General features: G+C 67.8%; 12 protein-coding genes and 1 pseudogene. 5 read left to right on the forward strand and 8 right to left on the reverse strand.

Annotated elements, in window-relative coordinates; all coding sequences use genetic code 11:
- Positions 1-213 precede the first annotated feature (213 nt).
- Positions 214-726 (forward strand): hypothetical protein, encoded by a 513-nt coding sequence (locus QNJ67_01410; protein MDJ0607609.1) that lies wholly within the window; start codon positions 214-216, stop codon positions 724-726.
- Positions 727-744: 18 nt separating this feature from the next.
- On the opposite strand, the gene QNJ67_01415 is transcribed toward QNJ67_01410, so the two are convergent.
- The 3 genes and pseudogenes from QNJ67_01415 to nth all read right to left on the reverse strand — a co-directional run bounded on the left by QNJ67_01415 (position 745) and on the right by nth (position 3,123).
- A complete protein-coding gene (locus QNJ67_01415; GenBank protein ID MDJ0607610.1) occupies positions 745-1,872 on the reverse strand; it encodes a DUF389 domain-containing protein in 1,128 nt (375 codons plus the stop codon).
- A gap of 357 nt (positions 1,873-2,229) precedes the next feature.
- Entirely contained in the window at positions 2,230-2,493 is a 264-nt protein-coding gene (locus tag QNJ67_01420; GenBank protein ID MDJ0607611.1) for a DUF6434 domain-containing protein, read from the reverse strand.
- Positions 2,494-2,496: 3 nt separating this feature from the next.
- A pseudogene (nth, locus tag QNJ67_01425) lies at positions 2,497-3,123 on the reverse strand (endonuclease III).
- A 143-nt stretch (positions 3,124-3,266) separates the two neighbouring features.
- On the opposite strand from nth, the gene QNJ67_01430 reads away from it, so the two are divergent.
- The gene (locus QNJ67_01430) at positions 3,267-3,764 is read left to right on the forward strand and encodes a DUF2244 domain-containing protein (GenBank protein ID MDJ0607612.1); all 498 of its coding nucleotides are present in this window, start codon (positions 3,267-3,269) and stop codon (positions 3,762-3,764) included.
- Positions 3,765-3,766: 2 nt separating this feature from the next.
- Here the strand turns inward: QNJ67_01430 and dapB are convergent, their stop codons facing one another.
- Positions 3,767-4,567, reverse strand: coding sequence for a 4-hydroxy-tetrahydrodipicolinate reductase (gene dapB, locus QNJ67_01435; GenBank protein MDJ0607613.1), 801 nt, complete (start codon positions 4,565-4,567; stop codon positions 3,767-3,769).
- A gap of 189 nt (positions 4,568-4,756) precedes the next feature.
- Between dapB and QNJ67_01440 the strand changes: the two genes are divergently transcribed.
- On the forward strand, positions 4,757-5,431 hold the full coding sequence (locus QNJ67_01440; GenBank protein ID MDJ0607614.1) for a TIGR02466 family protein: 675 nt from the start codon (positions 4,757-4,759) through the stop codon (positions 5,429-5,431).
- A 121-nt stretch (positions 5,432-5,552) separates the two neighbouring features.
- Here the strand turns inward: QNJ67_01440 and QNJ67_01445 are convergent, their stop codons facing one another.
- From QNJ67_01445 to dnaK, 3 genes are all read right to left on the reverse strand, one after another.
- Positions 5,553-6,308 (reverse strand): NAD(P)H-dependent oxidoreductase, encoded by a 756-nt coding sequence (locus tag QNJ67_01445; GenBank protein ID MDJ0607615.1) that lies wholly within the window; start codon positions 6,306-6,308, stop codon positions 5,553-5,555.
- Between the two features lie 63 nt (positions 6,309-6,371).
- A complete protein-coding gene (dnaJ, locus tag QNJ67_01450; protein ID MDJ0607616.1) occupies positions 6,372-7,505 on the reverse strand; it encodes a molecular chaperone DnaJ in 1,134 nt (377 codons plus the stop codon).
- A 125-nt stretch (positions 7,506-7,630) separates the two neighbouring features.
- Positions 7,631-9,562, reverse strand: a complete 1,932-nt coding sequence (gene dnaK, locus QNJ67_01455) for a molecular chaperone DnaK (protein ID MDJ0607617.1) — start codon at positions 9,560-9,562, stop codon at positions 7,631-7,633.
- Between the two features lie 260 nt (positions 9,563-9,822).
- Between dnaK and QNJ67_01460 the strand changes: the two genes are divergently transcribed.
- Complete coding sequence (locus QNJ67_01460; protein ID MDJ0607618.1) at positions 9,823-10,056, forward strand: hypothetical protein; 234 nt, start codon at positions 9,823-9,825, stop codon at positions 10,054-10,056.
- Positions 10,057-10,060: 4 nt separating this feature from the next.
- Positions 10,061-10,930 (forward strand): DUF1848 domain-containing protein, encoded by an 870-nt coding sequence (locus QNJ67_01465; GenBank protein ID MDJ0607619.1) that lies wholly within the window; start codon positions 10,061-10,063, stop codon positions 10,928-10,930.
- Positions 10,931-11,092: 162 nt separating this feature from the next.
- Here QNJ67_01465 and grpE read toward each other — a convergent pair whose 3' ends face one another.
- On the reverse strand, positions 11,093-11,812 hold the full coding sequence (gene grpE, locus QNJ67_01470; protein ID MDJ0607620.1) for a nucleotide exchange factor GrpE: 720 nt from the start codon (positions 11,810-11,812) through the stop codon (positions 11,093-11,095).
- Between the last annotated feature and the right edge of the window lie 14 nt (positions 11,813-11,826).

The following is an 11,826-nucleotide window of genomic DNA, read 5'->3' on the forward strand; positions in this document are numbered from 1 at the left end:
CCATCACCCTTCGACGAGCTCAGGGTGAGGGCGACATGTTTCAATCACTTACCCTCATCCTGAGCTTGTCGAAGGATGACCGTGATCAAGGGTTTGGGAGTTTGTGAATTGAGATCGCGCCGAAGCGGGATACCCGGGCCGGCTTTAGGTTTTCTCAAGGGCTTTCGGACCTAAACTGCGTCGTCCATGGATTCTGCTGAAAAGGGCTCCGGCGTGAAAGCACCCTCGAGCTTACCCCTGCTATTCAGCCGCACCGCCCCTTGGCGCTTCGGCGCGGCCGCCCTCGGGCTGATGCTGATGGCCGGCTGCGCGGCCACGGAGTCCGGCCCGTCCGATCAGCGCGGAGCCGACTTCGAGAGCGCCGTGCCAGCCGTGCCGCCGAAGCTGACGGAAAACAAGGCGGCCTCGAGGGACTCCGGCGCGGGCGAGACCGGCGGCCGGACCGGCGCGGCGGCCCTCGACGGGGATCCGGAGCGCCTGATCGGCCTGGGAAGCCAGGGCATCTTCACCCTCCTTGGCGAACCCGAGCTGATCCGGCGGGAGTCCCCGGCGCAGGTCTGGCAATATCAGGGCCCGGCCTGCGTCTTCGACGTGGTGCTCTACCAGCGCGACGGCGTCGAGTCGGTGACCTACGTCGAGGCGCGCGACAGCCAAGGCAACAAGACAGCCGCCCGGTCCTGCTTCAACGAACTGCTGCGCGCTCGCCAGCTTTCCGCGGCGGGGTAAAGGCCCCCTCGCCTCCGCTCACTCGGGCAACGACGGCGCCGAGCGGAACTGCAGGATCTCGATCGGCACCACGTCCACTTCGATGACCACGGGCTCGCCGATGTCCTGCTCGACGATCCGGCGGAACTCGTCGAGCCGCGCCTGCGCGTCTTCCAGGTTCTCCCGACTCGCGAACATGTCGATCGTCACGTAGAGGACGCCGACCCGGTAGGAGACGTGGATCCGATCGATCTTCGCCATCGCCATATTGGAGAAGGCGTCGGCGTCTTGGCTCGCGCCCTTGACGAAGAGGCGCACGACCCGGTTCTCCACGTAGATTTCGTGCAGCGCGCCGCCGAGCGCCGGCATGAGCATGAAGGAGCCGATGGCGATGCCGACGACCAGCAGAAGCGCCTTCTGCCAGTTGCCGTATCTCTGGGCGACGAAGACCAGGGCCGCCACCAGCAGGATGCCGATGAAGTTGGCGATGAACAGCAGGAAGGCGCCGGCCGCGATGTCGGCGCCGCCCGAGTAGAGGCCGAACTCGCTCAACGAGAGCCCGGTCTCGGTGGTCGCCTTGCTCCCGAGGGAGAGCCCGATGCCGGTCACCGCCAGGGGCGGCACCAGAGCGACCGCGATCGCGACGCCGGCGATCGAGTTGGCGATGCTCGGGCGGGTCTGGGCGAAAGCGCCGGCACAGCCCGCCGCGAGGGCGACGCCGAAGTCCAGGTAGGACGGCGAGGTTCGGGCGAGAATCTCGGAGCCGGCGATCCGCACCCCGAAGAACTCCACGCCGAGATAGGCGATCGCGACCACGACCAGGGAACCGGCGACCACGGTCAGCATCGAGAGGACGATGAGTTTCCGGTCGGCGCAGGCGATCCCGAAGGCGGCGCTGACGATCGGGGCCATCAGCGGCGCGATGATCATCGCGCCGATGATCGCGGGCGCGCTGTCCGCGAAGAGCCCGAGGGTTGCGATGGTCCCGCTGAGCCCGAGCATCAGGAAGAAGCCGAGCGACGGGATCGCGTTCTTGTACATCAAGAACGTGAGGTCTTCGGCCGGGACGTGATCCTCGAGGTAGGGCCGCCAGCCCGCCGTGAAGCGCCACGCCGTGCGCTTCAGGGGCACCCAGAGCCGACGGACCTGCGTGCTCGATCTGCTCATGCGCGGGGTCCCTGGAAGTGATCGCTGTGTCGCTTGTCGACGAACGCCATCCTTATGCCAGGCTCTGTTTGGTCCACCATGTCGAGAGCGTCGCGCCCGGAACTTGGCGCCAGATGGCTGCGCGGGGGCGGGGCGACATGAGTCGGGGATAGTCTCTTGTCATCCGGCTCTAAACAAATGGTGAAGAAGGGGTGAAAGCGGCGCGGCGAAAGGAATCAGACGGGGCCCGTCATGTCCACTCAATAAAGCGTCACCGCCCGGGCTGCGTTCTGTAGAGCGGATCGATATCGAGCGGATTCACATGTCTTTGTCGAAATCGCGAAGCGTTTCCGTCAAAACATGATCCGCTCTAGGATCTCAGCGGCTTTCCGCCCGCGTCTGACGCCTCAGCCACTCGTCGGCGACCTCGCCCATGGTCTTGTCCTTGCCGTTCTTGACCCAGCGCATGAAGGCGCGGTCGAAGGCGAAGTCCTCGCCGCAGACCGACTGGAGAAAACGGCGGACGTTCTGGGTGTTCCTGTAGCTCTCGGTGACCGGTGTCTGCCGCGTGATCGGATCGCGGTGCCAGTCGAAGCCGGGCTTCCGCCTCTTGCCCTTCGCGGCGGGCGCCGCGGCCTCCAGCGTGGTCTTGGCCTTGAAGCGGCAGAGGTCACGCAGGACACAGGCCGGGCAATCGGGCTTGCGCGCCTTGCAGACGTAGCGGCCGTGCAGGATCAGCCAGTGGTGGGCGTGCAGCTTGCGCGCCGCCGGCACGGCCTTCTCCAGGGCCAGTTCCACGGCCAGCGGGGTCTTGCCCGGCGCCAAGCCGGTGCGGTTGGCGACCCGGAAGATATGGGTGTCGACCGCGATGGTCGGCTCGCCGAACGCGATGTTGAGCACCACGTTGGCGGTCTTGCGCCCGACGCCCGGCAGCTTTTCCAGGGCCGCCCGGTCGCGCGGCACCTGGCCGTCGTGCTCCTCGATCAGGATCCGCGACAGCGCCATCACGTTCTTCGCCTTGGTGTTGAACAGCCCGATTGTCTTGATGTGCTCCTTCAGGCGCCCCTCGCCGAGCGCCAGCATCTTCTCCGGGGTGTCCGCCTCCTGGAACAGGCCGCGCGTCGCCTTGTTGACGCTGACGTCGGTCGCCTGGGCCGAGAGCGCGACCGCGACCAGCAGGGTATAGGGATTGACGTACTCGAGCTCGCCCTTGGGCGCGGGCATGGCTTCCGCGAGACGGTCGAAGAACGCCGCGATGTCCTTTTTCTTCATGCTGCAAATCTAGACACTCGTCTCGGTCGAGCAACAAGGCATTCCGGCCTTGAACCGGGCGAGCAACGCGAACGTAAACTCCAAGTACGGCGGCACGACGGGCTGTTGTCGGGCGCCTAGGGCTCTATATATTGATCTAGATCATGACCGAAGTTGACGCCGAGAAAGAGGCCGCGCCCGTCTATTTCGACGTGCTGATGACGCCGCACCGCAGCCTGCCGCCCCAGGGTTTCGTGATTCTGATGGCCGCGGTTGGCCTGATCAGCTTCGGCGCCGGCCTGGTGTTCTTCCTGGTCGGCGCCTGGCCGGTGATCGGCTTCCTCGGCATCGACGTGCTGCTGATCTACATGGCCTTCCGGTTCAACTACCGCCAGGCCCGCATGTACGAGTCCCTGCACCTCACGGCGGACTGCCTCGAGGTGCGCCGGGTCGACCACCGGGGCCGGGAAGCCAGCTGGGAGTTCCAGCCGACCTGGCTGCAGGTGATGATCGAAGAGCCGCCCCGGCTGAACAGCCCGCTGACCCTCCGGTCCCACGGCCGCAGCCTGGTGATCGGCGCCTTCCTGACGCCGGACGAGAAGCTCGAGCTGGCCCAGGCCCTGCGCAGCGCCCTGGTCGAGGCGAGGGCGCCGGCGGTCTGACCTTAGGACAGGCCGAGGACGTCCTTCATTGAGTAGAGCCCCGGCGGCTGGCCGACGGCCCAGCGCGCCGCCGTCACCGCCCCGCGCGCGTAGATCGCGCGGCTCGAGGCCTTATGGGTCAGCTCCAGGCGCTCGCCCTCGGCCGCGAAGATCACCGTGTGGTCGCCGACCACGTCGCCGCCACGCAGCGCCGCGAAGCCGATGTCGCCGCGCCGACGGGGGCCGGTCTGGCCGTCGCGGACCCGCTGGCCGACCGCCTCCAGGTCGACGCCGCGGCCCTCGGCCGCGGCCCGGCCGAGCGCCAGCGCAGTGCCCGAGGGCGCGTCGACCTTGCGCCGGTGGTGCATCTCGACCACCTCGATGTCGTAGTCGGGGTCGAGGCTGGCCGCGACCCTGCGAACCAGCTCGGTCAGCAGAGTGACCCCGAGGCTCATGTTGGCGGCCCAGACGACCGGCGTTCGTTCCGCCGCCGTGGCGATCGCCTTGCCGTCCTCGGCGCTCATTCCGGTGGTGCCGATCACCAGCGCCGTCTTTGTTTCGGCCGCGATATCGGCGTGGCGCCGGGTGGCGGTCGGCGCCGTGAAGTCGATCACGGCCGTTGCGCGGGCGAAAAGATCGGACGGGTCCTCGCCGACGGTCGTTCCGGTTGCGGAAAGACCGGCCAGCAGGCCCAGGTCCTGGCCGAGGGCGGGCGAGCCCGCCGCCTCGGTGCCGCCGGCCAGCGCCGCGCCATCCGTTTCGAGGACGGAACGAAGCAGCATCCGCCCCATGTGCCCGGCGCAGCCGACGATGCCGATCTCGATGGTCATGATGATGCTCTCCCCGGCCCCCTTGGTTTGCCCAATCTGTCATAGCCGGACTCGATCCGGCTATCCAGGGCATCCGCCAACAAACCCTGGATGCCCGAATCAAGTCCGGGCATGACAAAATAGGGAAGGCCGCCGCCGCGGCGCACCTTGCCTGGCGGGCGAAGCCGGGGTTCACTCGACGGCATGACGGGAAGGAGCGACGAAGGCGGCTTCCGCAGCCTCTGGCCGACGATCTTCGTGGAACGGACCCTGCCCGGCCACGAGGCGGCCAACCAGGTCCTGGCCGAGCTGGTCCAGCGGCTGGACCGGGACCGGGCCCAGATGACCACGGACTATCTGGCGGGCAACTTCTTCGCCCAGGAGCACCCGGCGGTCCAGTGGCTGAAGGGCTGCATCGACAAGACCGCGATCGACTACTTCAAGCACCTGGGCATCGGCTACCCGATCAACTGGACGGTCCAGGGCTGGGCCAACGTCAACCGCCTGGGCGACTACCACGACGCCCACAACCACCCCCACGCCTACCTCAGCGGCACCTACTACGTCAGCATGCCCGAGGGACCGGCGGAGGTCGGGTCACGCAGCGACCTGCGCCCCGGCTGCATCACCTTCTACGACCCGCGGGGCGCGGTGAACATGACCGCGATCCGCCAGGACCCCTACATCGAGGCCGAGTACACGCTGAGGCCCAAGGCCGGCACGATTCTCCTGTGGCCGGCCTTCCTGCACCACTTCGTGCACCCCAACCTGACCAAACAGCCCCGGATCACGATCAGCTACAACATCGTGCTCAAGTGGTCAGACGACTACCTGCCGGCGCAGGGGGGCTTGACCGCGTCCGGCCAGAGCAGATCGTGATTGAATGGACTCGCCCGGGGCGATCCATTCAATCGCGTGAATCTGCTCTAACTCTAGAATGTAGAGCGGATTCACATGATTGGTCGGAACCATGAGTGGGTCCGACCAATCATGATCCGCGCTAGTGGCGGATGAAGGGCGAGTAGACGGGAGCGCCCGGCACCAGGCGCTTGTTCTCGCCGAAGTCCCGGTCCCGGTTGTAGGGAACCAGGGGGCGCGAGGAGAGCGTCTCGAGCGCCGCCGCCCAGCGTTCTGTGTAGGCCTCCAGGGTGCTGAGGCCGCCTTCCTTGCCTTCGATGAAGGCGACGCCGCCCACGCCGTGGAAGATCTCGGGCTCGAGGACCTGGAAGCCCAGATAGCGGAAGCAGAAGAGGATCGGCCAGAGATGCAGGCGGGTGTCGCCCTCCCGGCCGTCGTGAGCGCAGTTGTCTTCCGTCGCGCCGGTGGTGACGCAGGCGATCATTCTCTTTCCGGCGCAGATGCCGGCGTCGTACCGCATGGTGCTGCGATACATGCGGCCATAGACGAAGACCCGGTCGATCCAGCCCTTGAGAATCGCCGGCATGCCGAACCACCAGAGCGGAAAGTGCACGACCAGAAGATCGCACCCGACCAAGCGATCTATTTCCGCGTTCACGTCCGCGGGCAGGCTTTCCTTGTCCGCGCTGAAACGCTGCTCGGTCTGGGTGTGAAACACCGCCGCGTCCTTGCGGGTGCCGTAGTGCCGCGGCCCCTCGCGCGGGTCGAAGTCCATGGCGTAGAGATCGGACAGCGAGGCTTCGTATCCGGCGGCCCCGAGCACGCGCCCGGTGACGCCCGCCAGGTGTCCGTTAAAGGACTTCGGCTCCGGGTGAGCCAGAACGATGTGCGCCTTCATTCGGATGGTCCTCGTCCACGACTTTAGGATTGATCGCGGATCAGTGCCCGACCGAAGCCGCCGTCACTCCGTCAGGTCTTCCCAGAACTCCTTGACGCGGGAGAAGAAGCCTTCGGATTCGGGGCTGGTCTTCTTGCCCTTGCCCTCCTTCTCGAACTCCTCGAGCAGCTCCTTCTGGCGTTTGGTCAGGTTGACCGGGGTCTCGACGCCGACCTCGACGTACATGTCGCCACGGGTCTTTGTGTTCAGCACCGACATGCCCTTGCTCTTGAGCCGGAAGCGCTGCCCGTTCTGGGCGCCGCCGGGAATCGAGATGCGCGCCTTGCCGCCGTCGATCGAGGGCACCTCGATCGAGCCGCCGAGCGCGGCGGTGGTCATGGGGATCGGCACGCGGCACTGGATGTCGGCGCCGTCGCGCTGGAAGATGCGGTGCGGCGCGACCGAGAGGAAGATGTAGAGGTCGCCGGGCGCGGCGCCGCGCAGGCCCGCCTCGCCTTCCGAAGCCAGGCGGATCCGAGTGCCGTCCTCGACGCCGGCGGGAATGTTGACCTGGAGGGTCTTCTCCTTGTGGACCCGGCCCGCGCCGTTGCAGTCGCCGCAAGGCTTGTCGATCACCCGGCCGACGCCGTGGCAGGCCGGGCAGGTCCGCTCGATGGTGAAGAAGCCCTGCTGGGCCCGGACGCGGCCGTGGCCCTGGCAGGTGCCGCAGGCGACCGGCTGGGCGCCGCCCTCGGCGCCGCTGCCGCTGCAGCTGCCGCAGGTCACGCTGGTCGGCACGCGAATCTGGGCGCTCTTGCCGTGGAAGGCCTCTTCCAGCGAGACTTCCATGTTGTAGCGCAGATCGGCGCCCCGGCCCGAGTTCCGGCCGCGGCGACCGCCCGCGAAGTCGCCGAACATCTCGTCGAAGATGTCGGCGAAGCCGCTGGCGAAATTGAAGTCGAAGCCGCCCGCGCCGCGCGGCCCGGCGGCGCCGTCGAAGGCGGCGTGGCCGTAACGGTCGTAGGCCGCGCGTTTGTCCTTGTCCTTGAGGACCTCGTAGGCTTCGCTGACTTCCTTGAAACGCTGCTCCGCCGAGGTGTCATCCGGGTTGCGGTCCGGATGGTACTTCATCGCCAGGGCGCGATAGGCCTTTTTCAGCGCGGCTGCGTCGGCGTCCCGCGCCACCCCGAGGGTTTCGTAGTAATCCTGCTTGGCCATCTGCCCCCAGCGGCCTCCTGCTCAGCCGCGCGCCTTCGGGAAGGTGGCAGGGCCGCGCCGGGCGCGGCCCTGAACCCTATTCCCGACCGACAAGGTGATCGGCGCCGGCATGCTGTTGCGACCGCTCAGGCAGTCTTGCCTTTTCGGTCGTCGTCGACCTCTTCGAAGTCGGCGTCGACCACTTGCTCGTCCTCGGCCCGAGGCTCGTCGCCCGCGTCGGGGCCCGTGCCGTCGCCGGAGTCACCCTCGTCCGGCGACTGCTGGTACATCGCCTCGCCCAGCTTCATCGAGGCCTGAGCCAAGGCTTCCGTCTTGGACCGGATCTCATCGACGTCGTCGCCCTCCGCCGCCGTCTTCAAGGCCGTCATGGCGTCGATGATCGGCTGCTTGTCGGCCTCGGAGATCTTGTCGCCAACTTCGGCGAGGGTCTTTTCCGTCGAGTGGACCAGAGCCTCGGCCTGGTTCTTGGCCTCGACCACCTCGCGCCGCTTCTTGTCTTCCTCGGCGTGCTCCTCGGCTTCCCGGACCATGCGGTCGATGTCGTCGTCGCTCAGGCCGCCGGACGCCTGGATCCGGATCGCCTGCTCCTTGTTGGTCTTCTTGTCCTTGGCGTTGACGTTGACGATGCCGTTGGCGTCGATGTCGAAGGTGACCTCGATCTGCGGCATGCCGCGCGGCGCCGGCAGGATGCCGACCAGGTCGAACTGGCCGAGCAGCTTGTTGTCCGACGCCATCTCTCGCTCGCCCTGGAACACGCGGATGGTTACCGCCTGCTGGTTGTCCTCGGCGGTCGAGAAGGTCTGGCTCTTCTTGGCCGGGATCGTCGTGTTGCGATCGATCAGCTTGGTGAAGACCCCACCGAGCGTCTCGATGCCGAGCGACAGCGGCGTGACGTCGAGCAGCAGGACGTCCTTGACGTCGCCCTGCAGCACGCCGGCCTGGATCGCCGCGCCCATGGCGACGACCTCGTCCGGGTTGACGCCGCGGTGCGGCTCCTTGCCGAACAGGCTCTTCACCGCCTCCATGATCTTGGGCATGCGGGTCATGCCGCCGACCAGGATCACCTCGTCGATCTCGCCCGCCGACAGGCCGGCGTCCTTGAGCGCCGAGCGCACGGGCCCCAGGGTCTTCTCGACCAGGCTGTCGACCAGCGCCTCCAGCTTGGCCCGGGTCAGCTTCATGTTGAGGTGCTTCGGCCCCGACTGGTCGGCCGTGATGAAGGGCAGGTTGACCTCGGTCGACTGCGCCGAGGAGAGCTCGATCTTGGCCTTCTCAGCAGCCTCCTTGAGGCGCTGCAGGGCCAGACGGTCCTCGCGCAGGTCGATGCCCTGCTCCTTTTTGAACTCGTCGGCCAGGTAGTCGATGATCCGCTTGTCGAAGTCCTCGCCGCCGAGGAAGGTGTCGCCGTTGGTCGACTTGACCTCGAAGACCCCCTCGTCGATCTCGAGGATCGAGATGTCGAAGGTGCCGCCGCCCAGGTCGTAGACCGCGATCGTGCCGCCGCCCTTCTTTTCGAGACCGTAGGAGAGCGCGGCCGCGGTCGGCTCGTTGATGATGCGGAGCACTTCGAGGCCGGCGATCTTGCCGGCGTCCTTGGTCGCCTGGCGCTGCGAATCGTTGAAGTAGGCCGGCACGGTGATCACCGCCTGGGTGACCGGCTCGCCGAGGTAGGCCTCGGCGTCCTCCTTCAGCTTCTGGAGCGTGAAGGCGGAGATCTGGCTGGGGCTGTACTTCTTGTCGCGCGCCTCGACCCAGGCGTCCTTGTTGTCGGCCTTGACGATCTTGTAGGGGACCAGGTCGCGGTCCTTCTTGGTCATGGGATCGTCGTAGGTGCGGCCGATCAGCCGCTTGATGGCGAAGAGCGTATTCTCCGGATTGGTCACCGCCTGGCGCTTGGCCGGCTGCCCGACCAGACGTTCTCCCGACTCGCTGAAGGCGACCATCGAGGGCGTGGTGCGCATGCCCTCGGCGTTCTCGATGACTTTGGCGTCCTTGCCGTCCATGACCGCGACACAGGAGTTGGTCGTGCCGAGGTCGATCCCGATTACTTTGCCCATCTTGTTCCTCTTCTGTAGCGAGCCGCCGGGCAGCCTCGCGGGAAGCGCTGCCTCCGAGCCCCCAAAGGATGTTCCCGATTAAAAAACCGTATGCTCCGTCGGGATATATAAGCAGAAGCTGCAGTGCTGCAAGGCGGGCGCGGCGCCAAAAGGCGGCCGTTCCGGGCCGCGGCGCTTGCGCGCCCGCGCCGGGCCCGCCACAGTGCGTCAGCGCCGCGGGCGAGCGGCGGACGCCCGGAGAACAGCGGGAAGGGCGGACCATGCCGGACGACGGAATCTTTCGCGCCATCCTGGCCGTGCTGGTGGTCAGCATGGTTACCGGCGTCGTCGTCATGCTGGCAGGCTTCTACGTCACCCAGTCCGAAGCCATGATCGACGCCGGCGCGGGCCTCGCGCTGCTCAGCGGCCTGGCCTACGGCGTCTTCCGCCTGCTCGGCCGGCGCGAGCAGAGACGCCGCGAGGGCGGCGGAGGCGGGCCCGGCGACCCGCGCTGAGCCGATGATCGTCTCGGCGAGTTACCGAACCGACATTCCGGCCTTCTACGGCGCCTGGTTCCGCGCGCGGCTGCGCGCCGGCTTCTGCCGGGTCGCCAATCCCTATGGCGGGCCCGACTACCGGGTTTCGCTGGCGAAGCCCGACGTCGACGGCTTCGTCTTCTGGACCCGCAACCTGCGGCCCTTCCTGCCGGTTCTGGACGAGATCGCCGGGCTGGGCTTGCCCTTCGTGGTGCAGTTCACCGTTACCGGCTACCCGCGCGCCCTGGAACCCTCGGTGATCGCGGCCGACGAGGCGGTCGCCCAGATCGTGCGGCTGGCCGCGCGTTTCGGGCCCCGCGTGGTGGTCTGGCGCTACGACCCGGTCTTCCTGACCGAGCTGACCCCGCCGGACTGGCACCGGCAGCAAGTCGCCGGGCTGGCCCGCCGCCTGGCGGGCAGCTGCGACGAGGTGGTCTTCTCCTTCGCCCAGATCTACGCCAAGACACGGGCGAACAGCGACCGCGCGGCCCAGCGGCACGGCTACTCCTGGCGCGACCCGGCGGACGCGGAGAAAGCGGCCTTGCTGCGCGACCTGGCGGCGGTCGCCGCCACGGCGGGCCTGACACCCAGCCTCTGCGCCCAACCCGACCTACTGGAGGAGCCGCTCGAGGCGGCGCGCTGCATCGACGGCGGGCGGCTCTCCGACGTCGCCGGCAGGCCCCTGAAGGCCCGCGTGAAGGGCAACAGGCCTGGTTGCTTCTGCGCCGAGTCGCGCGACATCGGCGCCTACGACACCTGTCCCCACGGCTGCGTCTACTGCTACGCCGTCAGGCGTCCCGAACTGGCGAAGGAAAGCCACCGGGCGCACGACCCGGCTGCGGAGAGGCTTTAGCAGGGTGCTGGAAAAGTCCGGAGCCCTTGATCACGATCATCCTTCGACAGGGGGCGAAGCCCGGCGCTTCGCGCGGATGAGGGTATGTGCTGGAATAATCTCGCCCTCACCCTGAGCTTGTCGAAGGGTGATGGTGCCGGCCTAGTACCTATTCAGCGCACTCTAGGCGGAAGTATCGACCCGGCCGCCCTGGGCCCGCGGCTCCTGCGGCCCGCCCGCCTCGGCGCTCTCGCCGTCGGCCGGCGCCGCCTGCGCCGGCGCGCCGCCCTTGGCGACGCCGACCCGGGCCGGGCGGATCAGGCGGTCGTGCAGCAGGTAGCCCGGCTCCACCACCTGCACCACCGTGCCGCTCGGCTTGCTCGGGTCCGGCACCTCGAACATGGCCTCGTGCCGGTGCGGGTCCATCATCTCGCCGAGCGGCTCGAGCTTGACCACGTTGTGGCGCTGAAAGACCGAGGCGAGTTCCCGCTCGGTCATCTCGATGCCGGCCAGCAGGGTCTTGAAGCGCTCGTCCTCGACGGTCTCGTCCTGGGGCACGCTCTGGATCGCCCGGCTCAGGTTGTCGGCCACGGCCAGGAGATCGCGCAACATGGGGGCGGCGGCGTACTTCTGGGCATCGGCCCGGTCGCGCTGGGCCCGGCGCCGGACGTTTTCCGCCTCGGCCAGGGCGCGCAGCAGCTGGTCCTTGAGCTGCGCCGCCTCGGCCTCGAGTTCGGCGACCTTCTCGCTCTCGGCCTCGACCGCGGGCTCGGGCCGCGCTTCGCCGGTGCCCTCCGCCGCTGCCTCGGGCTGCGGCTCTTCGGCGGGCGGCGCGCCGGCGGCGCTCTCCGCGTCGGGCTGCGGCGGCGCCTCTTGCTCTTGATGGGGCTTCTGCTCGGACATCTTCTGCTTCAACT

This window comes from Kiloniellales bacterium (assembly GCA_030064845.1).
GTDB lineage: Bacteria > Pseudomonadota > Alphaproteobacteria > Kiloniellales > JAKSDN01 > JASJEC01.

What these genes read in the sequence shown, in the direction of transcription:
- grpE (MDJ0607620.1), bottom strand. Translation starts at nt 11,812, where the DNA reads ATGTCCGAGCAGAAGCCCCATCAAGAGCAAGAGGCGCCGCCGCAGCCC.
- QNJ67_01415 (MDJ0607610.1), bottom strand. Translation starts at nt 1,872, where the DNA reads ATGAGCAGATCGAGCACGCAGGTCCGTCGGCTCTGGGTGCCCCTGAAG.
- QNJ67_01430 (MDJ0607612.1), top strand. Translation starts at nt 3,267, where the DNA reads ATGACCGAAGTTGACGCCGAGAAAGAGGCCGCGCCCGTCTATTTCGAC.
- QNJ67_01465 (MDJ0607619.1), top strand. Translation starts at nt 10,061, where the DNA reads ATGATCGTCTCGGCGAGTTACCGAACCGACATTCCGGCCTTCTACGGC.
- QNJ67_01440 (MDJ0607614.1), top strand. Translation starts at nt 4,757, where the DNA reads ATGACGGGAAGGAGCGACGAAGGCGGCTTCCGCAGCCTCTGGCCGACG.
- dnaJ (MDJ0607616.1), bottom strand. Translation starts at nt 7,505, where the DNA reads ATGGCCAAGCAGGATTACTACGAAACCCTCGGGGTGGCGCGGGACGCC.
- dnaK (MDJ0607617.1), bottom strand. Translation starts at nt 9,562, where the DNA reads ATGGGCAAAGTAATCGGGATCGACCTCGGCACGACCAACTCCTGTGTC.
- QNJ67_01445 (MDJ0607615.1), bottom strand. Translation starts at nt 6,308, where the DNA reads ATGAAGGCGCACATCGTTCTGGCTCACCCGGAGCCGAAGTCCTTTAAC.
- QNJ67_01460 (MDJ0607618.1), top strand. Translation starts at nt 9,823, where the DNA reads ATGCCGGACGACGGAATCTTTCGCGCCATCCTGGCCGTGCTGGTGGTC.